The 23,268-nt window shown below is 68.3% G+C and carries 20 protein-coding genes; 12 read left to right on the top strand and 8 right to left on the bottom strand.

The window, feature by feature from the left end:
- The first annotated feature begins 126 nt into the window (after positions 1 to 126).
- The 3 genes from lpxC to recN all read left to right on the top strand — a co-directional run bounded on the left by lpxC (position 127) and on the right by recN (position 3,957).
- Entirely contained in the window at positions 127 to 1,077 is a 951-nt protein-coding gene (gene lpxC / locus RKE40_RS13435; protein ID WP_316018737.1) for a UDP-3-O-acyl-N-acetylglucosamine deacetylase, read from the top strand.
- Between the two features lie 175 nt (positions 1,078 to 1,252).
- Complete coding sequence (locus RKE40_RS13430) at positions 1,253 to 2,155, top strand: outer membrane protein assembly factor BamD (RefSeq protein ID WP_316018736.1); 903 nt, start codon at positions 1,253 to 1,255, stop codon at positions 2,153 to 2,155.
- A gap of 113 nt (positions 2,156 to 2,268) precedes the next feature.
- Positions 2,269 to 3,957, top strand: coding sequence for a DNA repair protein RecN (recN, locus tag RKE40_RS13425; RefSeq protein WP_316018735.1), 1,689 nt, complete (start codon positions 2,269 to 2,271; stop codon positions 3,955 to 3,957).
- A 4-nt stretch (positions 3,958 to 3,961) separates the two neighbouring features.
- On the opposite strand, the gene aidB is transcribed toward recN, so the two are convergent.
- Positions 3,962 to 4,780 (bottom strand): AidB family quorum-quenching N-acyl homoserine lactonase, encoded by an 819-nt coding sequence (aidB, locus tag RKE40_RS13420; RefSeq protein WP_316018734.1) that lies wholly within the window; start codon positions 4,778 to 4,780, stop codon positions 3,962 to 3,964.
- Between the two features lie 232 nt (positions 4,781 to 5,012).
- Here aidB and RKE40_RS13415 point away from each other — a divergent pair, with 232 nt between their 5' ends.
- Entirely contained in the window at positions 5,013 to 7,058 is a 2,046-nt protein-coding gene (locus RKE40_RS13415; RefSeq protein ID WP_316018733.1) for a DEAD/DEAH box helicase, read from the top strand.
- 439 nt (positions 7,059 to 7,497) lie between these two features.
- Positions 7,498 to 7,752 carry a PepSY domain-containing protein gene (locus RKE40_RS13410; RefSeq protein ID WP_291636819.1) on the top strand — a complete coding sequence of 85 codons (255 nt, stop codon included), beginning with the start codon at positions 7,498 to 7,500 and terminating at the stop codon, positions 7,750 to 7,752.
- Between the two features lie 119 nt (positions 7,753 to 7,871).
- Here RKE40_RS13410 and RKE40_RS13405 read toward each other — a convergent pair whose 3' ends face one another.
- Entirely contained in the window at positions 7,872 to 8,681 is an 810-nt protein-coding gene (locus RKE40_RS13405) for a DUF2189 domain-containing protein (RefSeq protein WP_316018732.1), read from the bottom strand.
- Positions 8,682 to 8,875: 194 nt separating this feature from the next.
- Between RKE40_RS13405 and ligA the strand changes: the two genes are divergently transcribed.
- On the top strand, positions 8,876 to 11,026 hold the full coding sequence (ligA, locus tag RKE40_RS13400) for an NAD-dependent DNA ligase LigA (protein WP_316018731.1): 2,151 nt from the start codon (positions 8,876 to 8,878) through the stop codon (positions 11,024 to 11,026).
- Positions 11,027 to 11,137: 111 nt separating this feature from the next.
- Here the strand turns inward: ligA and pepT are convergent, their stop codons facing one another.
- The 3 genes from pepT to RKE40_RS13385 all read right to left on the bottom strand — a co-directional run bounded on the left by pepT (position 11,138) and on the right by RKE40_RS13385 (position 15,017).
- A complete protein-coding gene (gene pepT / locus RKE40_RS13395; RefSeq protein WP_316018730.1) occupies positions 11,138 to 12,367 on the bottom strand; it encodes a peptidase T in 1,230 nt (409 codons plus the stop codon).
- Positions 12,368 to 12,459: 92 nt separating this feature from the next.
- Positions 12,460 to 13,671 (bottom strand): alpha/beta hydrolase, encoded by a 1,212-nt coding sequence (locus tag RKE40_RS13390; RefSeq protein ID WP_316018729.1) that lies wholly within the window; start codon positions 13,669 to 13,671, stop codon positions 12,460 to 12,462.
- 329 nt (positions 13,672 to 14,000) lie between these two features.
- Complete coding sequence (locus RKE40_RS13385; RefSeq protein ID WP_316018728.1) at positions 14,001 to 15,017, bottom strand: AraC family transcriptional regulator; 1,017 nt, start codon at positions 15,015 to 15,017, stop codon at positions 14,001 to 14,003.
- A gap of 73 nt (positions 15,018 to 15,090) precedes the next feature.
- Here RKE40_RS13385 and RKE40_RS13380 point away from each other — a divergent pair, with 73 nt between their 5' ends.
- From RKE40_RS13380 to RKE40_RS13365, 4 genes are all read left to right on the top strand, one after another.
- Positions 15,091 to 16,305, top strand: coding sequence for an MFS transporter (locus RKE40_RS13380; RefSeq protein WP_316018727.1), 1,215 nt, complete (start codon positions 15,091 to 15,093; stop codon positions 16,303 to 16,305).
- A gap of 99 nt (positions 16,306 to 16,404) precedes the next feature.
- Positions 16,405 to 17,268 carry an AraC family transcriptional regulator gene (locus tag RKE40_RS13375; protein WP_316018726.1) on the top strand — a complete coding sequence of 288 codons (864 nt, stop codon included), beginning with the start codon at positions 16,405 to 16,407 and terminating at the stop codon, positions 17,266 to 17,268.
- Between the two features lie 15 nt (positions 17,269 to 17,283).
- Positions 17,284 to 17,997, top strand: coding sequence for an AzlC family ABC transporter permease (locus RKE40_RS13370; protein WP_316018725.1), 714 nt, complete (start codon positions 17,284 to 17,286; stop codon positions 17,995 to 17,997).
- Entirely contained in the window at positions 17,994 to 18,293 is a 300-nt protein-coding gene (locus RKE40_RS13365) for an AzlD family protein (protein ID WP_066471812.1), read from the top strand. Before RKE40_RS13370 ends, RKE40_RS13365 begins: the two co-directional genes overlap by 4 nt.
- 9 nt (positions 18,294 to 18,302) lie before the next feature.
- Here RKE40_RS13365 and RKE40_RS13360 read toward each other — a convergent pair whose 3' ends face one another.
- Entirely contained in the window at positions 18,303 to 20,147 is a 1,845-nt protein-coding gene (locus tag RKE40_RS13360; protein WP_316018724.1) for an aminopeptidase P family protein, read from the bottom strand.
- Positions 20,148 to 20,452: 305 nt separating this feature from the next.
- On the opposite strand from RKE40_RS13360, the gene RKE40_RS13355 reads away from it, so the two are divergent.
- Positions 20,453 to 20,695, top strand: a complete 243-nt coding sequence (locus RKE40_RS13355) for a hypothetical protein (protein ID WP_316018723.1) — start codon at positions 20,453 to 20,455, stop codon at positions 20,693 to 20,695.
- Between the two features lie 68 nt (positions 20,696 to 20,763).
- Positions 20,764 to 20,892: a hypothetical protein gene (locus tag RKE40_RS13350; RefSeq protein WP_316018722.1), complete on the top strand. Its 129-nt coding sequence runs from the start codon at positions 20,764 to 20,766 to the stop codon at positions 20,890 to 20,892.
- Between the two features lie 26 nt (positions 20,893 to 20,918).
- Here RKE40_RS13350 and RKE40_RS13345 read toward each other — a convergent pair whose 3' ends face one another.
- A complete protein-coding gene (locus RKE40_RS13345; protein WP_316018721.1) occupies positions 20,919 to 21,866 on the bottom strand; it encodes a 50S ribosomal protein L11 methyltransferase in 948 nt (315 codons plus the stop codon).
- Between the two features lie 163 nt (positions 21,867 to 22,029).
- A complete protein-coding gene (locus RKE40_RS13340; RefSeq protein ID WP_316018720.1) occupies positions 22,030 to 23,244 on the bottom strand; it encodes an MFS transporter in 1,215 nt (404 codons plus the stop codon).
- Positions 23,245 to 23,268 lie beyond the last annotated feature (24 nt).

The following is a 23,268-nucleotide window of genomic DNA, read 5'->3' as shown; positions in this document are numbered from 1 at the left end:
CACCGGGAAGACGGATTCGGGGCGATGCCCTGGACTGCTCGTTTCAAGGGAACCGCGATCGATCGTCAGATTGGCAGCGCCGCCAGGCGCCGGACCGGATCGTCGCGCTAAGGATCGGATAAGAGTATGATGGCTGACCGGCAGACGACCCTTCGCTCGCCCGTAACCCTTGAAGGTATCGGCGTTCATTCGGGAGCTCCCGCCTGCCTGTGCCTGCGTCCCTCCGCCGCCAACACCGGTGTCGTCTTCCTCCGCAAGGGGCTCGAAGGCGGCCATGAGCAACTCATCCACGCCCGCCACAACAAGGTCAGCGCCACCGAGCTCTGCACCGTCGTCGGCGAGCAGGCTTCCGGTTCGGTCGCCACCATCGAGCATCTGATGTCGGCTTGCGCCGGTCTCGGGCTCGACAATGTGCTGGTCGAGATCGACGGGCCGGAAATGCCGATCATGGACGGCAGCGCCACCGAGTTCGTCACGGCCATCGAAGCTGCGGGCATCGTCGCGCTCGGCGCCGCCCGCCGCTATCTCAAGGTCCTGCGCCCGGTCCGTATCGAGCACGGCCGCGCCTTCGCCGAGCTGGCGCCGTCCGAGTCGGGTTTCCGCCTCGATGTCGAGATCGATTTCGACAGCCCTGCCATCGGCCGCCAGCGCAAGATCTTCGACCTCGATCCTGCCGCCTATGCCAGCGAGATCTCGCGGGCCCGCACCTTCGGCTTCATGCGCGATGTCGAGCAGCTCTGGAAGGCCGGCTTCGCGCTCGGCGCCTCGCTCGACAACACCGTCGCCATCGGCGAGGACAAGGTGATCAATCCCGAGGGCCTGCGCTATGCCGACGAGTTCGTGCGCCACAAGGTGCTCGATGCGGTCGGCGACCTCGCACTGGCCGGCTATCCGATTCTCGGTGAGTTCCGCTCCTATTGCGGCGGCCATCGCATGAATGTGCGCATCCTCGAGGCCCTGTTCGCCGACCGCGCCAATTATGCGATCGTCGAGGCCGAGCCGGTCTACGCGCCGCGCGCCGTCCAGATGGCGGCCGGCGCTCCGATGCCGGCGGCTCTGGCGCCCGATCTGCACTGAAATCCGGCGATCACGCGACGCCGCGCCTTGCATTCGCCGGCTTCCTGTCGGAAGCACGGTGGCGATTTGCATTGCATGAAGCGCCCTTCACGGTTGGCGAAACGGTGACTTCTGGAGTAAAGCCATTTTCGCCCGCCTTCGAAAGCGGCGCTGAAGGACGGATGAAGTGAGCGTCATGCGGCTGAAGACATTCAATACCGGCGAAATGGCGAGCGGCGGCAGGCGGCTTGCGCTCGTGTTCTCGCTGGCGGTTGCGCTCGGCGGCTGCGATACGCTGAGCTCGATGAACCCGTTCGACAAGCCTGAGGTCTATAAGCCCGAAGTGCTGCCGACCGTGCCGGCTGACAAGCTGTACAATGAGGGCCTGGCCCGCATGCAGAACGGCGACAGCGAGGGCGCGACCAAGAAGTTCGAGGAGATCGACAAGCAGGCGCCGTTCTCGCCCTATTCGCGTAAGGGCCTGATCCTCACTGCCTATACGAACTACCAGGCGAGTAAGTGGGACGACGCGATCACCGCGTCCAAGCGCTTCCTGGCGCAGAACCCGGCGAGCCCCGATGCCGCCTATGCGCAGTACATCATGGCGATGTCCTACTTTAACCAGATCCCGGACGCGACGCGCGACCAGGAGCGGACGGAGCAGGCGCTGCGGGCGATGCAGGAGCTGCTCGACCGTTATCCGAGGTCCGAATACGTCGTCGACGTCCGCGAGAAGATGCTGGTCGCGCGCGACCAGCTCGCCGGCAAGGAGATGAATGTCGGCCGCTTCTATCTCGAGAAGCGCAATTATCCCGGCGCCGTGAACCGGTTCCGCGACGTGATCACCAAGTACCAGACGACGCGCCATGTCGAGGAGGCGCTGATGCGCCTGACCGAGGCCTATATGGCGCTCGGCATCACCAACGAGGCGCAGACCGCCGCGGCGGTGCTCGGGCACAATTTCCCCGACAGCCCCTGGTACAAGGACGCCTATGTGCTGCTCGAAAGCGGCGGGCTGCAGCCGCGCGAGGACCGCGGCTCCTATATCAGCCGGCTGTTCAACGGGTTCAGCCGCACCGTCACCGGCCTGATCCGCTGATCAGGCGGGCGAGCGGCAACGGTCCGTCCGTGCACGCCCCGGCATCCAGCTGCCCGGACCGGCTCGTGTCGGCCGGGCATGCCCAGAACCCGCACACCGGCTGAGTCCGCCTCATGCTCGCCCAGCTCTCGATCCGCGACATCGTTCTGATCGACCGGCTCGATCTGGCCTTTCATGACGGGCTCAGCGTGCTCACCGGTGAGACCGGCGCCGGCAAGTCGATCCTGCTCGACGGTTTCGCGCTGGCGCTCGGCGGGCGCGGCGATGGCAGCCTCGTCCGCCATGGCGAGACGCAAGGGCAGGTCAGCGCCGTCTTCGATCTCGCGCTTGATCATCCTGCGCGCGCGCTGGCGCAGGCGCAGGAAATCGACACCGACGGCGATCTGATTCTGCGCCGGGTGCAATATGCCGACGGACGCACCCGCGCCTTCATCAACGACCAGCCGGTCAGCGTCCAGATCCTGCGCATGGTCGGTGCGGCGCTGGTCGAGATTCACGGCCAGCATGACGACCGGGCGCTGACCGACCCGGCCCAGCACCGTTCCATCCTCGACGATTTCGGCGAGCTGACGCGGCAGGCCGGCGAAGTCGCCCAGGCCAGCGACGTGCTGAAGCGCGCCCGCCAGGCCCTGCAGAGCCAGCGCATGCGGGTCGAGACGGCGCGCAAGGAGGCTGATTTCCTGCGCCATGCCGTGGCCGAGCTCGCCAAGCTCGCCCCGGAGCCGGGCGAGGAGGAGGCGCTGGCAGGCCAGCGCCAGGGCATGATGCAGGCCGAGAAGGTCGCGCGCGACATCTCCGAGGCCTATGAGGCCGTCGGCGGCGGCGCGTCGCCGGTCGCGGCATTGTCCGGCGTGCTGCGCCGGCTGGAACGCCGGGCGACGCAGGCGCCCGAGCTGATCGATCCCTCGACGGCGGCGCTGAACACCGCGATCGTTGCGCTGGAGGAGGCCGGCGAGGTGCTCGCTGCGGCGATGCGCGCCGCCGAATACGATCCGCGCGTGCTGGAGAGGGTCGAGGAGCGCCTGTTCGCCTTGCGTGCCGCGGCGCGGAAATTCGACGTGCCGGTCGATGCCCTGCCGGCGCTGGCCGAGACTATGGCGGCCGATCTCGCCGCGCTCGACGAGAGCGAAGGCTCGCTGAAGCGGCTGGAAGCCGAGCTCGCCGAAGCGGAAGCGGCCTATATCGCCGGGGCGACCGCTTTGTCGGCCGGGCGGGTTCGTGCGGCCGCTGCGCTCGACGCCGCCGTCAAGATCGAGCTGCCGCCGCTGAAGTTGGAGCGGGCGCGTTTCATCACGCAGATCGACAGCGATTCCGAGGCGCGCGGACCGGAAGGCTTCGACCGCGTCGAGTTCTGGGTGGAGACCAACCCGGGAACGCGGCCCGGGCCGATGATGAAGGTCGCGTCCGGCGGCGAGCTCTCGCGCTTCATGCTGGCGCTGAAGGTCGTGCTGGCCGAGCGCGGCTCGGCGCCGACGCTGGTTTTCGACGAGATCGATACGGGCGTCGGCGGCGCCGTCGCGGATGCGATCGGGGAACGGCTGGCGCGGCTGGCGGCCCGGGTGCAGGTCGTCTCGGTGACCCATGCGCCGCAGGTTGCGGCCAAGGCCGGGCGGCACTTCCTGATCGCGAAATCCGCGCAGGCGGGCGAGGACGCCAAGGAACGCACGGTCACCCGCGTCACGCCGCTGGAACAGGAGACGCGGCGCGAGGAGATCGCCCGCATGCTCGCCGGCGCCTCGATCACCGAAGAGGCGCGGGCGGCCGCCGGCAAGCTGCTCAATGCGGCGGGGATGCGCGACTAGTCGATCAGGCCGGGGTCAACTCGTACCCTATGCCTTTCTCGACGACACGCCTGAAGCCTTCGATATGACCGCCTGAGACGATCCAGCCTTCGCGCGCAGCCCGTTCGAGAATGGCACTACGGGAGGCGCAGGCAGTGGCGGCATCGAAATCGTAGATGAAGCCGATATCCGGATCGGTGGCCTGCAGATTGGAGAGATGCAGCGCATCGCCCCAGAGCAGCAGGCTCTCTTCGCCCTCGATCAGATAGCCGCTATGGCCGGCGGTGTGGCCGGGGAGCGGGATCAGCCTGATGCCGGGCCGCACGCTGCCTGGCGGGACAGAATGGATGCGGTCGCCATAGTGCTTCTTCACCGCTGCGGTGATGGCAAAGCCTCCCTGCCGGTTCTGTGGTGTCTGCGCGCGATTGCCTTCGTCTCCGAAGAAGCCGAAATCCGCCTCGGGCACGATGATCAGGGCGTTCGGAAAACGGGCGCGTTCGCCGTCGAACAGGCCGAGCGCATGGTCGCCGTGAAGATGCGTGATCAGGACACGCTCGACCTGTTCGGGGGCGATGCCTGCCTTGGCCATGGCGGCGGGCGCATGACCCATCGCCTCGCCCCAGGAAGGGCCGGTACCGGCATCGATCAGCGTGATGCCGTCGGCGCCCTTCAGGGCGAAGCAGTTGACGGGGATGCGGACCTTCGGCTTGGCCCAGCGCGTCACGGCCCCGTCGCGAGCGGCTTCGCCTTCGGCATGGATCAGGACATCGAGCGGTGCCTCGAAGACACCATCGTCCAGGATGAGCACGTCATAGGGTCCGAAACGCCGCCAAGTCTCGCTCATGCCCGCCGATCTCCGCTCCGGTGACACTTGTTAGATCACGCGGCTCTCGACGCGGGCAACGGAACGGGCAGCATGGCCGGCCTCCGCTGCCGCATGCGGGGCCGGCCGATGCCGCATTCCCTTTTTCCGCGTTTTCCTCTATGTGCAGCGCAATATCGCGGTGCCGTGTCCGGCGCTGCCCTTCGATCTCCGCGCCGGCAGCCGGCCGGCTGGAACCTAAGGCCTGACATCGATGTCCTTCATCTCCACGAGCCCGCCGCTCGCGCGTGCGCTCGCCGAACGCAATTACAGCGAGCCGACGCCGGTCCAGAACGCGGTGCTCGAAGCCGCGGCGGCCGGGCGCGACCTGCTCGTCTCCTCGCAGACCGGCTCCGGCAAGACCGTGGCCTACGGGCTCGCCATCGGCGAGACGCTGCTCGACGGCGCCGAGACGCTCGGCCGGGCCGGCAAGCCGCTGGCGCTGATCATCGCCCCGACGCGCGAACTTGCGCTCCAGGTCCAGCGCGAGCTGAACTGGCTCTACCAGCAGGCGAATGCGCGGGTGATCTCCTGCGTCGGCGGCATGGATCCGCGCCGCGAGGCCGCGCTGCTCGACGAGGGCGCCCATATCGTCGTCGGCACCCCCGGGCGCCTGCGCGACCATATCGAGCGCGGCCGGCTCGACGTCTCGGCGCTCAGGGCCGTCGTGCTGGACGAGGCCGACGAGATGCTCGATCTCGGCTTCCGCGACGATCTCGAATTCATCCTGAAGACCGCTCCCGAGGACCGGCGCAGCCTGCTGTTCTCGGCGACGCTGCCCAAGGCGATCATCGCGCTCGCCAAGAGCTATCAGCGCGACGCGTTGCGCATCGAGGTCGCCGGCGCCGACCGCGGCCATGCCGACATCGAGTACAAGGCCGTCCGGGTCTACCCGAAGGAAGCCGAGCTCGCGGTCGTCAACCTGCTGCGCTTCCATGACGCCGCCTGCGCGCTGGTCTTCTGCAACACCCGTAATGCGGTGCGCCATCTCGAGGCTGCCTTGCTGGAACGCGGCTTTGCGGCGGTCTCGCTCTCGGGCGAACTCGGCCAGAGCGAGCGCAATTCGGCGCTGCAGGCGCTGCGCGACGGGCGTGCCCGGGTCTGTGTCGCGACCGACGTCGCGGCGCGCGGCATCGACCTGCCGGGGCTGACCCTGGTGATTCATGCCGAGCTGCCGAACGATCCCGAGGTGATGCAGCACCGCAGCGGCCGCACCGGCCGGGCCGGGCGCAAGGGCACCAGCGTGCTGCTGGTTCCGGCCTCGCGCCGCCGCAAGGCCGAGATGCTCCTCGGTGCTGCCGGCGTGCAGGCCGTCTGGGGCGGTCCGCCGACCCAGGACGAGATCCGCGCCCTCGATCAGGAGCGGCTGCTGCAGGACCCGCTGCTCTCCGGCGAGCCGGGCGAGGACGATGCCGGCATGATCGAGGCGTTGCTTGCCGGCCGCTCGGCGAACGAACTCGCCGCGGCGCTGGTTCGCGTCTATCGCTCGCGCCTGCCGGCGACGGAAGAGGTCGGCGATCCCGGCTTCGGCCGCGACGACCGGGCGAGCCGCGCCCCGCGCAGCCCCGAGGACTATGTCAGGCCGCGCGACCGGGCCGGCCCGCGCTTCGACAATGCCGACCCCGATGCCCCGCGCAAGGCCGGACCACGCGGCGAGACCGTCTGGTTCCGCCTCAATGTCGGCCGCAAGGATGGAGCCGATCCGCGCCAGCTCCTGCCGATGCTGTGCCGTCGTGGCAAGATCACCCGCGACGAGGTCGGTGCGATCCGCATCTTCGACCGCGAGACCAAGGTCGAGATCGATGCCGACGTCGCCGAGCGCTTCGCCTCGCTGGCGAGCGCCGCCGACCGCGACAAGGTCGTGATCGAGCTGGTGACGGGCGATGAGGAGCGTCGGCCGGCGAAGCCTTTCGCCGAGAAGGCCCACCACACCAAGGCGCCGCGCCGCGACGACGCGCCGGCTGAGCGCGGCTTCCGCAAGCCTTATGAAGGCAAGGGCAAGCCGTTCGGCCGGGAGAACACTCGCGAAACCTACGATCCGGTCAGGCGCGACCGCGAGCCGCCGGCCGATGCGGCGGATTTCCCGCGCGGCGGCAAGCCGTTCGCCGGCAAGCCGAAGCATGGCGAGCGGGATTTCGGCGGCGCGAAGCCGTTCGGAGCCAAGAAGGCGTTTGGCGAGAAAAAGCCCTTCGCCGACAAGAAGCCCTTCGGCGCGAAAAAGCCCTTCGCGGGCAAGAAGCCGCGTCGCGACGATCGTTGAGCCGTTTCGTCTTAGTCCTTCCCAGCCTCCAGATCGCCGAGCGTCCTATCGGACGCGCGCGGGCGATCTAGAGGCCGCAGGAAGCGGATTCCACTTTCGGCCGGTGCTCAGCGCAGGCCGAGGAAGGACAGGATCGCCAGGACGACGACGACAAGACCGACGATGTAGATGATGTTGTTCATGGCGGAACCCCCCGTTGGTTGCGTCAAGCCGCTCCTTCGCGGCATTCAGGCTGCGGCGTGCCTGCCGCAGCCGTTAGAGAACGCGCTTTCGCGCGCCATTGTTCCGCGCGATGCCAGCCGAGCCGCTTGGCCTCTCCAAACCGGGGCGCCTCGCCTGCTGCGATTTGTCGTCGTGTTTTCGTCACCCGATGCCTCGAAGGTCATGGCGGAGTGGCCGCTCGTTGGTGGCTCCGCTGTCCTTCGCGCAGGAGATGTCGATGCGAACTCAATCCATGGCCGCGGGCGCGCTGCTCGCCTTTGCTCTCGCGGTCGGTCCGGCCGTCGCCGCCCCTCCTTCGAACGCCAAGCCCCTGTCCCAGATCGTCGCCGGCATCGAGGCCGTCAGCGGCTTTGCGAGCATCAAGGAGGTGGATTGGGACAGCAACGGCTACTGGGAGATCGAGTACTTCAAGACCGACGGCTCGAAGGTCGAGGTCAAGATCGATCCCGTGACCGGTTCGCCGCGGAGATGACCGGCTGAGCGCCGGCCGCCAAATTTCTCTGCAAATCAGGGGCGGCTGGCGCCCCCGCGCACGCTCTCGAAGGACCGGGTTCCGATCCTTCCCGGTTGCCTGCGCGCTCGGGGACGAAGCTAGCGCGGCACGACCTTGCGGTAGATGTGCCAGCTCGCATGGCCGAGGATCGGCATCACCACCATCAACCCGACCAGCACCGGCAAGGTGCCGAGCACCAGCAGCGCGGTGATCGTCAGGCCCCAGCACATCATTGCGCGCGGGCTCGCCTCGACCGCAGCGATCGAAGTCCGCACCGCCGTGCCGACGTCGACGTGCCGGTCCAGCATCAGCGGGAACGAGATCACGGTCAGCGAGAAGGCCGCGATGGCGAAGAGCAGGCCGAGCGCATTGCCGACGATGATCAGCGTCCAGCCGTTCACGGTGCTGAAGAGCGGCACCAGGAAGCTCTCGGCCGAGGTCAGCGGCACGCTGCCCATCAGCCAGCGATAGAGCACCCAGGCGCTGAGCAGCCAGGCGATGAACAATCCGGTCAGCAGTCCGCCGAGCGTCGCGATCGGCCGTATCGCCGGGGATTTCAGCACGGCGAAGGCATGCAGCCAGGAGGAGTTGATGTGGAGCTCGCGGCGGCGGCTGATCTCGTAGAGGCCGACGGCGGCGAAGGGGCCGAGCAGCGCGAAACCGCCGAGCAGCGGGAAGAGCAGCGGGAAGATGTTGTAGCTGACCGTCAGCTGGGCGATCACGATGCCCGCCACCGGGTAGATCAGCGCAATGAAGAGCAGATGGCTCGGCTGCGCCAGGAAGTCGGCATAGCCCCGCCGCAGCGCGTCGCCGATATCGCTCATCGTCAGCGCGCGGACGGGCAGCGCTTCGGCGGGCCCGGCGCGCATCGAACTCATGCGGGGGTGGGTGCTGTTGATATCGGCCATGGCGATCATCCCGGTTCCGGCCCGGTTCGCCTCGATGGCCCTGACGTAATCCCTGGTTCGAGAGCCTTGAGGCGTCGAGCATCCAATTGTCAGCGCGGCAAGCTTACACCCGGTGGGCTCCTGTCACAAATCGACGAACGCAAACGTGACAAGGGGTGCTTCGCAGGGAGAGGCCCCTGCTCTAGAACAGCGCTATGATTGCCAATTCTGCCCTTCCCGTCGAAGACCTGACCGCCGAGGCCGCGCGCGCCGAGCACAAGCAACTCGTCGCCGAAATCGCCGAGGCCGATCGCGCTTATTTCCAGGACGATGCGCCGGTCCTGGAGGACGCCGTCTATGACGAGAAGCGCCGGCGGCTCAATGCGCTCGAAGGCGCCTTTCCCGAGCTGAAGGGCCCCGAGGCGCTTTCGGACAAGGTCGGCGCCAAGCCGTCCGGCAAGTTCGCCAAGATCCGGCATCGGGTGCCGATGCTCTCGCTCGGCAACGCCTTCGCCGACGAGGACGTCGCTGATTTCGTCACGCGTATCAGGACCTTCCTCGGCCGCAAGGACGACCAGCCGATCGCCTTCACCGCCGAGCCCAAGATCGACGGGCTCTCACTCTCTCTGCGCTACGAGAAGGGCGAACTGGTCAGCGCCGCGACCCGCGGCGATGGCGAGGAGGGCGAAGACGTCACCGCCAATGCCCGCACCATCGCCGAGATCCCGCACCGGCTGAAGGGCGGGGATGTTCCCGAGGTCGCCGAGGTGCGCGGCGAGGTCTATCTCGGCCATGCCGATTTCGCGGCGATCAACCAGCGCCAGCGCGAAAAGGAAGAACGGGAGTTCGCCAATCCGCGCAATGCTGCCGCCGGCTCGCTGCGCCAGCTCGATGTCTCGATCACCGCCTCGCGCCCCTTACGCTTCTTCGCCTACGCCTGGGGCGAGATGCCGGTCCTGCCGGCGCCGACGCAGTTCGGCGTGGTCGAGGCCTTCGCTCGCTGGGGTTTTCGCACCAATCCGCTGATGGTCCGGTGCGAGAGCGTCGAAGCGCTGCTGGCGCATTACCGGCTGATCGAGGCGCAGCGGGCGACGCTCGGCTACGATATCGACGGCGTCGTCTACAAGGTCGACGAACTGGCACTACAGGCCCGGCTCGGCTTCGTCGCGCGCGCGCCGCGCTGGGCAATCGCCCATAAATTCCCGGCCGAGCTCGCGACCACCGTGCTGGAGGCGATCGACATCCAGGTCGGCCGCACCGGCGCGCTCTCGCCGGTGGCGCGCCTGAGGCCTGTGACGGTCGGCGGCGTCGTCGTCACCAATGCGACGCTGCACAACGAGGATTATATCCGCGGCTTCGACTCGAAAGGGCTGCCGATCCGCGACGGCAGCGACATCCGGATCGGCGATACCGTCACGGTGAAGCGGGCGGGCGACGTGATCCCGCGCGTCGAGGCGGTCGACCTCGCCAAGCGGCCGGCCGATGCGCAGCCTTATGTCTTCCCGACGACCTGCCCGGTCTGCGGCTCGGATGCGGTGCGCGAGCATAATCCGCGCTCGGGCAAGGAGGATGCGGTGCGCCGCTGCACCGGCGGGCTGATCTGCGCGGCGCAGGCGGTCGAGCGTCTGAAGCATTTCGTCTCGCGCGACGCGCTCGACATCGATGGGCTCGGTGACAAGCAGATCGAGTTCTTCCATGCCGATCCGGATCTGCCGGTGAAGGAGCCAGCCGACATCTTCACGCTGGCGCAGCGCGACGGGGCCAATCTCAAGAAGCTCAAGGACAAGGAAGGTTTCGGCGCGACCAGCACCAAGAAGCTGTTCGAGGCGATCGAGGACCGACGCAGGCCGCCGCTGAACCGCTTCATCTTCGGACTGGGCATCCGCCATATCGGCGAGACCAATGCGCGCCTGCTGGCGCGCCATTACGGCTCGTTCGAGGCCCTGCAGGCCGCCTGCCTCGCGGCAGAGAGCCCGGAGAGCGAGGAGCGCGCGGCGCTCGACGCGATTGACGGCGTCGGCCCGACCGTGGTCGAGGCGCTGCTGCAGTTCTTCGCCGAGGAACACAATCAGGAGATGCTGGCGCGGCTTCTGGCGGAGGTGACGCCGCAGCCTCTGGAGGCAGTGGCGTCGTCGAGCCCGGTCGCCGGCCAGATCGTCGTCTTCACCGGAGCGCTGGAGCGCATGACCCGCGACGAGGCCAAGGCGATGGCCGAACGTCTGGGCGCCAAGGTCGCCGGCTCGGTCTCGTCGAAGACCAATCTGCTGGTGGCCGGGCCGGGTGCTGGCTCGAAGCTCAAGGACGCGGCCAAGCACGGCGTCAAGGTGATCGACGAGGCCGGCTGGTTCGAGCTGGTTGGCGGGTAGGGCTCGCCGTCATGCTCGCCCTTGTGGCGAGCATCCACGTCTTGAACACTGCATTGCCCGAAGGAAGACGTGGATGGTCGGGACAAGCCCGACCATGACGGGACATGCCGCCTAACTGCGCCCCGCCGCCAGCGTGCAGATCATCCGCGCCACCTGATAGGATTTCTCGAAGGCCGGGACGGGCAGGAACTCGTAGCGCGAGTGGAAATTATAGGCGCCGGTGAAGAAGTTTGGCGTCGGCAGGCCGCGCGCCGAGAGCGCAGCACCATCGGTGCCGCCGCGCATCGGGATTTGCTTCTTCCGGATCTGCAGCGCCTCCAGCGCGGAAAACAGCAGCGCGACCGGGCGCTGGTCCAGCCCGAGGCTGTCGTTGATGTTGCCATAGGTGTCGGTGATGTGGGCCTCGACGCGGCCGGTCGGATAGAGCGCGGCGATCTCGGCCGCGACCGCGCCGATGCGGCGCTTGCGGGCCGCGAAGCTCGCCTTGTCGAAATCGCGGATCAGGGCACCGAGCTTTGCCTCGCTGGCATTGGCGGTGATGCTGTTGAACCAGACATAGCCCTCGCGACCTTCGGTGTTCTCCGGCGTCTCTGCCCGGTCGAAACGGGCGATGAAGTCCTGCGCCATCAGCACCGGGTTCACCAGCACGCCTTTGGCCGACATCGGATGGGCGCTGACGCCGGTCAGGGTGATCTCGGCGGCGGCGGCGTTGAAGTTCTCGATCACGACCTCGCCGAGCTCGCAGCTGTCGATCGTATAGGCGAAGTCGCAAGCGAAGCGGGACAGGTCGAGCGCCTTGGCGCCGCGCAGGCCGATCTCCTCATCGGGCACGAAGGCGACGAGGATGTCGCCATGCGCGTCCTGCGGACCGAGATTGGCGAGCAGGGTCATGATCACCGCGATCGCCGCCTTGTTGTCGGCGCCGAGCACGCTTGAGCCGTCGCCGGCGATGATCTCGGCGCCAACCCAGTCGCGCAACTGCGGATGCTCGGCGACCCGCAGCCAGATGTCCTGCTCGCGGTTGAGGCACAGGTCCTCTCCTTCGAAGCGCAGTAACTGCGGCCGGATCTCGGACGAGAGTCCGGCGTCGAAGGTGTCGAGATGGGCGATGAAGCCGATCTTCGGCCCATCCGGCACGGTGCCCCGCTTCACCGCCGTGACCGTGGCGTGCCGGTCGAGAACGACCTCGTCGAGGCCGAGCGCGCGCAGCTCGTCGGCCAGCATCGCGGCGAGCTGTTGCTGGCCGGGCGTGCTCGGCAGCGTCACCGCCTTCGCGTCGCTCTGGCTGGCAATCGAGAGATAGCGGAAAAAGCGGTCGATCAGCTGCTGGCGAATGCTCATGGTCGTTCCGTCGCGTGCATGGTGGCGAGTGTCAGAGGGGCGTCACGGGAGGAGGGCAGGGCGCTTGGCCCCGGGATGCTCGGCCATCCGGCTCAGCCCGGTGCGGCTGCGCCCAGGACGAAGCGCTCGATCCCCTCGAAGAGCACCGGCCAGGCCGGTTCTTCCGGCACGATGACGTGATTGCGGCTCTCGAGCAGCAGGAATTCGGCATCGGCGATCCGCGAGGCCAGTTCCAGTCCCTGTTCGAGCGGCTGGACACCATCGTCATTGGCATGGATCACCAGGGTCGGCACCGCAAGCTTCTCGAGCAGATCCGAGACGTCGAAATGGTCGATCGCCCAGCGCAGCGCCGCGGCATTGTCGGCCGAGGTGGTGAGCCGCTGCAACTCGGCCAGGGATTCGATCTGCTCGCGGCTGCCATCGGGAATGAACAGGGTGGCGAAGGCCTTGATGAAGGGGCTGTTCGCCTTGCCCCAGCCATGCCGGATCAAGGTGAGCAGCGCCAGCCCCTGTTCGCGGTCGGCGCCCGACCGGACCAGGCGGCCTTTGACGAAGCCCCCATGCAGGACGAGGTGGCTCAGCCTTTCGGGGTGTCGCCCTGCATAGGCCAGCGCGATCGGCACGCCCTGCGACGTCCCGTAGAGCGCGAAGCGTTCGAGCCCGGCGGCATCCACGGCGGCTTCGAGGTCCTCGACGAAGCGATCCAGCGCGAAGTCGCTGATCTCCCTGTCGGAAAGGCCATTGCCGCGCTGGTCGTAGCGCAGGAGCGCAAACCGTTGGCCGAGCCGGCTCAACAGCGGGCGCCAGAGCGGGCTGTGCCAATCGTGTTCGAGATGGGTCAGCCAGTGCCCGGCCTTGACCATCGGGTATCCCGCGCCGCTGGTGGCATAGGCGATGCGGGTGCCATCGCGCGAGCGGCAGAAGGCGACGCGCTGATGCGGCGTTCCGCCGGGCGCCGCCGCCTCTGCGGCGGGCTGCCGGTGGCGCGTGGCTTCCACCGGCTCGACCGGGCCGATGAAGCGGAAACCGTGCCGTGCCACGGTGCGGATCCAGTCCTGACGCTTGCCGCCATCGTCGATCGCCGCGCGCGCGGCGCTGATCCTGGCGCTGATCGCCGAATCCGAGACGATCCGCCCGTGCCAGACCGCGGCGATCAGGTCATCCTGCGACACCACGCGCTCGCGTTCGCACACCAGGTAATGGAGCAGATCGAAGACCTGCGGCTCGATCGCGCGCGGCCGCCCGTCCGCGAGAAGCTCCCGCGTTTCCGGAACGAGCTCGAATGCCCCGAAGCGATAGCGCATGCCGCTTCTTACCATGCGGAAGCCGGGGCCGGTATCGACGCCCACAGCCTTCGCGAAAAAGCAGGGAAAGGACAAGAAAAGCGCAAGAGCCCGGTCAAGCGCGGCGCCGCATGCTGCGCCAGTCTCGCCATGGCAGCCCAGGGAGGCGATCATGGCAGAGAAGCTTCACGACTCGACCATCCGGCGTACCGACGGCTCGATCGACATCGAATTTTATGCGCGTCGCAGTGCCCAGCTGCGTCGGGAGGCCATCGCCGCTGCGCCCGGGGTCGTCGCGAGATGGCTCCAGTCCGTGCTTGGGCGCGCGGGCAGGGCGGCAGGCCGGAGCATCAAGGCTCGCCGTGGTCCTGCGGGGCTACCGAAGACGGCGGCAGGGGGCCGCTGAGCAAGGGCGGCCCGAGCGTCTCGCCCGCTCGGAACCGGCTCGGCGGCGCGCCGATCACGCGCTTGAAGGCGCGGCTGAACGAAGCTTCCGAATCATAGCCGAGGCGACGGGCGACGACCGCGATCTTTATCCGGTCGCGCACCAGCCATTGCCTCGCCTGGTGCATCCTGACCTGTGCGACATAGCGAGCGGGCGTCTCGCCGACGATCGCCGCGAAGCGCTCGGCGAAGGCGGAGCGCGAGGCGTGCATCACGCCGGCCAGCGCTTCGACGGTCCAGTCGCCGCTGGGATCGAGATGAATCGCGGCCAGGACCCTGCCGATATCGGGATCACGCGCGGCGGCGACCCAGCCGGTAGGACTGCCGCAGCCGCGTTCGACCCAGGAACGGATCAGCGCCGCGGCGACGACATCGGCCAGGCGCGTCAGGATTCCGCCCGCGCCGACGCGATCAAGGGCGAGTTCACACGACATGGTGCTGAGCAGCGGTGGGATGGCGGGCTCATGCACTGCCATCTCATGCACCCACATCAGCTCCGGCATCATCCGCAGCAGCGGGTGCTGGGCATCGACGTTGAAGCACAGGCTGGCGCTGAAGAACTGGACGTCCTCGCCATCACCACCGCCATGCGCATCGGCGATCTCGCCGCAACAGGCCTCGAAGGCGCAGCGGCCGAGCGGCTTCGCCTGGGCGCTCGGCTCGCTGGCGAGCGCGTGCTCGGCGCCGCGCGGCATCAACACGGCGTCGCCCTGTTCGAGCCGGTGCCATTCGCCCTCGGGGGTCCGCAGCCAGCAGCCGCGCTCGGCCATGAAATGGAAGCGCGCCGCGGCCTGGGCGGGAAACAGCAGGCACCACGGCGCTGCCATGCGGTAGCGCGCGTAGTCGACTCCTTCGAGACGCAGGCCACGCAGCATTTCGGTCAGCGGATCGCGCGTGGCGGTTCTGGACGAATTGTCAAGCATTGTGGAATTTCTAGCATGGAAGGTCCGAAGCGTCACGCCTAACTCCGGTGTCCGATCTTTCCGGAGCGACCCCATGTCGGATTCCCTTTCAGTCACCGCCGATCCCGCACTCGCCGGTATCGCGCCCCAAGAGCGCAGCACCGCAGTCTGGCCGGCGGTGTTTGCGCTCGGCATGGGCGTTTTTGCGCTGGTCAGCGCCGAGTTCCTGCCCGCCAGCGTGCTGACCTCGATCGCCGCCGATCTTTCGATCAGCGCCGGCGCTGCCGGACAGACCGTCACGGTGACCTCGCTGGTCGGGGTGGTCGCCGCGATCTTCACGCCGATCGTCACCAGCCGCTTCGACCGGCGCCTCGTCTTGTGGGCGCTGATCTCGCTGCTGGCGGTGTCGAGCATCCTCACGGCGCTCGCCAACGGCTATGCGATGCTGCTGGCGGCACGCTTCCTCCTCGGTCTCAGCCTCGGCGGCTTCTGGTCGATGGCGCCGGCGCTGTCGCTGCGGCTCGTCCCCGTGAAGTCGGTGCCGCGGGCGCTGGCGATCATTTCGGCCGGCGTCTCCGCCGCCTTCATCGGTGGAGGGCCGCTTGGGGCCTATCTCGACTCGCTGATCGGCTGGCGGATGGTGTTCGCGCTCTCGGCCGGTCTCGCCGGCGTCGCCCTGCTGGTGCTGATGGCGACGATGCCGCCCCTGCCGTCGCAGACCGCTCCGAAGCTCGGCACATTGGCGGTGCTGCTCTCGCGGCCGAGCGTGCGCCTGATGCTGATCTCCGTATTGATCATCATCTCTGGCCAGTTCACCGGCTTCACCTATATCCGGCCGTTCCTCGAACAGGTGCCGCAGCTCGGCGTGGCGGCGATCACCTCCGTCCTGCTCGGCTATGGCGTCGGCAACGTCATCGGCAACTTCGCCGGCGGAGCCGTGGCAGCGCGGGGCGTCAAGCTCGCCATCGTCTCCTTCGCGCTGGCGGTCGCGGCCCTGGCGCTGGTGATGACCCTGTTCGGGGCGTCGCCGATCGTGGCGGGGATCGCGGTCGCGGCCTGGGGCTTCGCCTTCGGCTTCGCGCCGGTGGGCTTCCAGAGCTGGATGGTGCGGATCGCGGCGGATCACGCCGAGGCGGCGAGCGGGCTCCTGACCGCCGCCTTCCTGGTCGCGATCGCGAGCGGCGCCGTACTCGGCGGCCTGCTGGTCAATCTTGTCGGAGGTCTCGGGCCGATCAGCTACATGGCGGCCGCGACCTTCGCGGGTGCGGTACTGGTACTCGTCGCCGGCAAGGAGCCGCCGCGTCCCTGAGCAACCCGCGCGCCTGCAACGAGGATGGTGACGCTCGCGTGATCGTCGCCATCACTTTTCTTCAAGACATCTGCGCCCGCATCCGCTCTATCTTGCGGCATGGATCTGATCACACAGGGCGAGGCGCTGGAGCAGACCCCGCTCCAGTCGGGCGAGCGGGCGCATCTGTTCACGGCGCGTCGCTTCGACGGGCTGGAGTTCCTGTCGGCGACGTTCCGTACCCACGCCTATGCCCCGCATGTTCACGACACCTATGCGATCGGCACGATCGAGGTCGGCTGCGAGATCTGGCATGCGCGCGGCCGCAGGCTCTATGCCGGGGCCGGCGACATCGTCTTCAACCAGCCGCTCGACGTCCATGATGGCGCCCCCAGCGAGGGCGGCTATCGCTATCGGATGAGCTATCCGACGGTCGAGCTGATGCGCGAGGTCGCGGCTTCGCTCACTGGCCGCGACGATATCGGCACGCCGTACTTCGCCGAGCCGACCGTGCGGGACCCGGAAGGGGCGGCGCTGTTCGGCGCCGCTCACCGCGTGCTGGAGGAGGGCGGGGACGCGCTCGCCGGAGAGGAAGGGCTGCTGCGCGCCTATGGCTGGTGCCTCGCCCGCCATGCCGACCTTACGGTCCGGGGGCTGGGGCGGGAGAGCGGGCCGATCGCCCAGGCGCGTGAGCTTCTGGAGCAGCGCTATGACGAGGATCTCTCGCTGGCCGAGCTGGCAAAGCGCTCGGGCCTGCCGCGCCATCACCTGATCCGGGCCTTCCGCCGCGAGACGGGGCTGACGCCGCATGCCTATCTCGTCGACATCCGTGTTCGCCGCGCCCGCGAACGCCTGCGCCGCGGCGATGCTCCGGGTGAGGTCGCGGCGGCGACCGGCTTTTGCGACCAGGCCCATCTGACCCGGGCCTTCAAGGCGCGGCTCGGCGTGACGCCGGGCGCCTTCCGCGCCGCTCATCTCGCCTGAACGAGTTTCAAAGCGATGTCCTGGACCAATGAGGCCCGCGCAGGGCTGAACGATATCTGGCCGGCGGCGCTGGCCGCGGTGCCGATCGGCTTCCTGTTCGGGGCGCTCGCGGCCGGCAAGGGGCTGTCGCCGCTCGAGGTCTTCGCGATGAGCGCGCTGGTCTTCGCCGGCGGTGCCCAGTTCGCCGCTGTCGAGCTCTGGGCGAGCCCGGCACCGATCCTGGCGCTGGTGTTCTCGACGGCGCTGATCAATGCCCGCCATATCCTGATGAGCGCGTCGCTGGCGCCGAAGCTCTCGGGCTTTTCGCGGACGCAGACCTTCCTCGGGCTCTACTACATGGCCGACGAGAACTGGGCGCTGGCCGAGAAGCGGGCGCGCACGCATCCGATCACGCCGGTCTACTGGTTCGCGATGGCGATCCCCTTCGTCTGCCTGTGGCTGCTGACCTCGACCACCGGGGCGATCATCGGCGCAGCTCTCGGCGACCCCAAGCGCTACGGCGCCGATTTCGCCTTCACCGCGCTGTTCATCGCGCTCGTCGCCGCCTTCTGGAAGGGCCGGGTCACGGCCTGGACGGTGGCCTCGGCCGGCATCGCCTCGGCGCTGGCCTACCGGTTCGCCGGCCCGCCCTGGCATGTGCTGGCCGGCGCGCTCAGTGGGCTTGCCGCCGCCTGGATCGCGGCCGGCAGCGAAGCCGCCGCGCAACCCTGCGAAAGCCCGGCCGAATGAGCCTCGATCCGATCAATCTCGCCGCCTTCCTCGGCATGGCGCTGGTGACCTATCTCACCCGCATCGCCGGGCTCGCCCTGGTCGGCAGGCTGAACCTGACGCCGCGCGCGCAGGCCGCCTTCGACGCGATCCCTCCGGCCGTGCTGATCGCCGTGATCGCGCCGAGCGCGCTGGCGACCGGCTGGATCGAGACGGTCGCGGCACTGGTGTCGGGCTTGGCCGCAACGCGGCTGCCGCTGCTTGGGGTGGTCGCGGTCGGCGTTGCGACCGTGGTGGGGCTCAGAGCGTTGTTCTGACGAAGGCCGTCAGAGCGGCCGGCAGGCCTTCTCCAGCCAGGCCTTCGTCTCGCCTTCGACCAGCGGGCCGACGCGCTTCCAGACCTCGCCGTGATAGGCGTCGATCCAGGCACGCTCGCCATCGTCGAGCAGCGCGGGCTCGATCAGCGCCCGCTCATAGGGGCACCAGGTGATCGTCTCGAAACCGTAGATGGTGCGGTCGCCGCCAGGGATGGAGCGCTCCTCGACCACGATCAGGTTCTCGATGCGGATGCCGTAGGCGCCTTCCTTGTAGTAGCCCGGCTCGTTGCTGAGGATCATTCCGGGCTCGAGCGGCGTGGTGCCGAGCTTGGAGAGGCGCTGCGGGCCTTCGTGCACCGAAAGATAGCTGCCGACACCATGGCCGGTGCCATGGTCGAAATCGAGCCCGGCCTGCCAGAGCGGGGCGCGGGCGAAGGCGTCGAGCTGGGCGCCCGAGGTGCCTTTCGGGAAGACGGCGCGCGAGATCGCGACATGGCCCTTGAGCACGCGGGTGTAGCGATCGCGCATTTCCGGGCTGGGCTCGCCGACCGCCATGGTGCGGGTGATGTCGGTGGTGCCGTCCTCGTATTGCCCGCCGGAATCGACCAGGAAGATGCCGGGCTCGATCGCCCGGTTGCTCGAATCCGTGACGCGGTAATGCGGCAGCGCGGCGTTCGGTCCCGCGCCGGCGATGGTGGTGAAGGAGACGTCCTTGAGCAGGCCGGTGCCGCGGCGCTCGGCCTCCAGTGCCGCCACCGCGTCGATCTCGGTCAGGCCACCCTTCGGTGCCTCGCGTGCGAGCCAGGAGAGGAAGCGGGCCATGGCGGCGCCGTCGCGCAGATGCGCCGCGCGGGCGCCGTTGAGCTCGGCCTCGTTCTTGCGCGCCTTCATCAGCGCAATCGGATCGGTGCCGGCTTCGGGCGTGCCGCCGGCCTCGCGGATCAGGGTCGCCAGCGCCGCTGCAGCGGTGGTCGCATCGAGGCGGACCTTGGCCTTGCGCGCGCCGAGCGCCTTCAGCTGCTCCTCCAGTGCCTGGGGCGGAGCGATCTCGCCGAGCGCGCCGATGGCGTCACCAGCCTCGTTGGTGATCTTCTCCGGAGCCAGGAAGACGGTCGGCCGGCCCTCGCGCGGCACGATGGCGTAGCCGAGTGGCAGCGGCGTGTGTTCGACATCGCCGCCGCGGATGTTGAAGGTCCAGGCCAGCGCATGCGGATCCGAGAGGACCAGCGCATCGACCTTGTCCTTGCCGAGCGCCTCCTGGATGCGGGCGAGCTTGCTCGCCGCGCTCTCGCCGGCATAGGCGGCGGGGTGCGCCTTGACCGGTGCCGAGGGCGGAGCAGGGCGGTCGCTCCAGAGCGCATCGATCGGATTGGGCGTCACCGCGACGAGCTCGCCGCCAGCCGCCGCCACCGCCTTTTCGAGTTTCGCGACGCCGTCGACGGTGTGCAGCCAGGGATCGTAGCCGAGCCGGCCGCCGGCCGGCAGGTTTGCCGCTACCCATTTGTCGAGCGGCGTTTCCTCCATCCTGACCGGCGTGATCACGGAGGTGTCGGTCTGCTCGGCGGACTGGATCGTGTAACGGCCATCGACGATCAGCGCGGCCTTGTCGGCCAGCACCACCGCATTGCCGGCCGAGCCGGTGAAGCCGCTGAGCCAGGCGAGGCGCGCCATATGGGCCGGAACGTACTCGCCCTGGTGCTCATCGGCGCGCGGAACCACGAAGCCCGCCAGGCCCTGGCGCGCGAGGGCGGCGCGCAGGGCCGCGACCCGGGGCGCGACCTGCGACGGATCGCTCGGCTCGGAAAAGGACTGGAAGTGGGGAGCGGAGGCCTTGGCGGGGATCGAGGCGGTCATGTCGGGTCCGGAAGCTGCAATATCGGCCATGCTGGCGTGCCGGCCGGTCAAAGGCCAGTGCAAATCCGGCATTTTCGTCGTGCCTGCACGGCAGGCTCCGGCTGACTTCTGATTGGGCGCTCTGTCGGTTCGTTATGCAATATTTTGCAATGATTAACGGGTCTCGGTTTTCGTTATGCGTTCCTTGCATGTTGTGCATATGCGAACACATCTTCTCGCAAGTGCGAAGAAGGCCCATCTTGCTGGCATAAGAGAACGAGGAAGCGACCGGGACTGTCCTTCGTTTTGCTGAGGAGATGGACCCTATGACCTATGTGCTGAACACCACCGCGGACCTGCCGGTAGCCAAGCGCACCGAGGCGACCACGAAGGCCGCCGGCCCGAGCTTCTGGCAGCGCCTCTACGCCGCCATGATCGAGAGCCGCCGCCGCTCGGCGCTGCGCGAACTGCGCGCCTATTCGTACCTCGCCCGCGAGTCCGAGCTGATCCTCGGTGGCTACCCGAAGGCTTCGCTGAAAAACGACGCCGAGCTGCCGTTCAACCGCTGAATTTCTATCCGCTGAAACCCGGAGCGCCGGCTGCGACACGCGCCGCGCCCTGATCGAGGAGAAAGACCATGATCGCTGTCATCAAGTACGTCTACGAGACCGTTGCCGATGCCGCCAAGTTCGCGGCCGCCGTCTGGCACGATGCCCGTGTCATGCAGGCGCGGGCCGAAGAGAAGTACGGCCACTTCGACTTCTGAGCGCGACGGCGTTCGAAGCAGACGGCCTATCGGAGGCGGCGTGGCCTGGCGGCTGCGCCGCCTCTTTTCATGACCAGCGTCGCCCAGCCCTCGCGCGAGGAGCGCCGCACCAGCGCGATGCCCTGGTGGCGATAGGCGGAAACCACACCTGCGACATCCATTTCGAGCAGGCCTGAAAGAATGATGACGCCGTCATCGGCCGTTACCGCGGCGATCGACGGCGCGAGCTTGCGCAGCGGTCCCGCCAGGATGTTGGCGAAGACCAGATCGAAGCGCCGGGGCCGGTTCGCCTTGGCGTGGCGCAGGCCGGGCGCGACATAAAGGTCGAGCGCCTGACCGGCGTGATTGAGGCTGGCATTGCGCGCCGCGACCTCGACGGCGACGGCGTCGATGTCGCCGGCGACGACCTTGCGCTTGACCTGCTTGGCGAGGGCGAGCGCGAGAATGCCGGTGCCGGTGCCGACATCGATGGCGTTTCGCGGGCGGCGCTTCTTCAGCTCGGCATCGAGGGCGAGCAGGCAGCCCGAGGTGGTGCCGTGATGGCCGGTGCCGAAGGCGAGTGCCGCTTCGATCTCGATCGCGACATCGTTGATGCGCACATAGTCGCGGTCATGGGCGCCATGGACCAGGACGCGGCCGGCGCGCACCGGCTTCAGCCCTTCGAGGCTGTTGGCGACCCAGTCCTGCTGGCTGACCGTCGTGAACGGGGTGTCGTCGATGACCGTGCCGACGATCGGTCGCAGCAGGTCGCGCACCGCCTCCTCGTCGGGATGGCTCGAGAAGTAGATCTCGACCTTCCAGGGCTCGTTCAGCGACAGGGTGGTGACGCCGCTCTCGACCTCGAAGGCGGAGATCGCGGTCTCCGTCGGGTCGAAGATCTCGCCGAGCAGTTCGGTCAGCGCGCGCGCCTGCTCGCCGCTGGTCGAGAGTTCGAGAACGGTCGTGACCGTCGAGGGGAGGAGGCCTTCACGCATGGCGCGGGCTTATAGCATCGGACCGGAAAGTGGAATCCACTTTTCGGAAAACTCCGATGCGATAACAAAAAGATAGATCACCGTAACCGCGTCCGGACGGACGCGCGGCGATCTCGCAGCCTGCCGGCGGCCTGTCATGCGGCCGCGCACCTCGGAAGGCGCGTCAGGTGCCTCGCTTGGTCGCGAGCAGCAGGAAGCCGACGAGCCCGGCGGCGGCGCAGGTCAGGAAACCGAGATCGAAGCGGCCGGTCGCGGCGACGAGCAGAGCGAACGACAGAGGACCCACGACATAGCCGAGGAAGACGACGATGGTTGCGCCCGAGGCCGCCTCGCGGATCAGCCCGCTCGGCGAGCGCCGGGCGATCTCGGCGATCTGGACGCCGTTCCAGCTCGATACGGTGATGCCGGCCACCGCCGCCAACGCATAGAGCAGCCAGGAGGGCCAGGCGGGCGTCGCCAGCATTAGTGCGAGCGAGGTTGCGCCCGACGCCAGGCAGACGAAAGCGAGCAGCCTTACGCTCGCGCGCATGCGGTCTGCGAGCCAGCCGAGCAGCACGCGGCCGAACACGCCGGTGGCCTGCATCACGGCGAAGGCGAGGCCGGCGGCGCGCAGGTCGTAGCCGAGTTCGGACACCGCGAAAGTGATGAGATAGGCGAACCAGATGCCCTGGCCGATGGCGAGGCAGGCGCCGACGGCGGCGATCCGCAAAACCGAGGTCGAGGCGCGGAGTGCTCGCAGCGGCTCCAGCACATTGCCGAGCGAGAGGAAGGCGCCCGGCTCCAGCGATTGGCCCTGATCGCGACCGGCATCGAGCCGGCGGCGCATCGGCTGCACGACCAGGATGACGGCGACTACCAGCGCCGCCGAGAACAGCAGCGAGGCGCGCCAGCCATAGGCGGCGACGATCGGCGGCAAGGCGAGGCCGGCGACGATCCCGCCGGCGGGCACCCCGGCCTGCTTCAGCGAGAAGATCAGGGCGTGATGGCGCGGCGGGGCGATGCGGTGGAGAACGTCGCTGCCGGCCGGCGACGACGGGCCGTAGCCGAGGCCGATCAGGAAAGCGCCGGCCATCGCCACCGGCAGCAAGGGCGGCAGCAGGAAGCAGAGCCCGAAAATGCCGAGGGCGAGGCCGAGCTGCAGCGCGCGGACGGAGCCGAAGCGGCGCATGATCGGCGCGCCCATCACCAGAAAGGCAATCGAGCCGACAGTGCTGATGCTCGAGAGATAGCCGATCACGGCGTCCGACCAGCCGAGCTCGGCCGACATGGCCGGCGCGATGGTCGGCGTCACCCGCGTCAGGAAGGCGGTCGCCATCTGCACGATGATCATCGCCGAGAGGGCGCTGACCCAGCCCGGTGTCGCTGGAGGCTCCTTCATGGTCGCGTCATGCCTGCCGGATTC

This window comes from Allobosea rubneri (assembly GCF_032464875.1).
Taxonomy (GTDB): Bacteria; Pseudomonadota; Alphaproteobacteria; order Rhizobiales; family Beijerinckiaceae; genus Allobosea; species Allobosea rubneri.
Note: the sequence above shows the minus strand (reverse complement) of the source record. Positions and strands in the feature narration are given on the sequence as shown.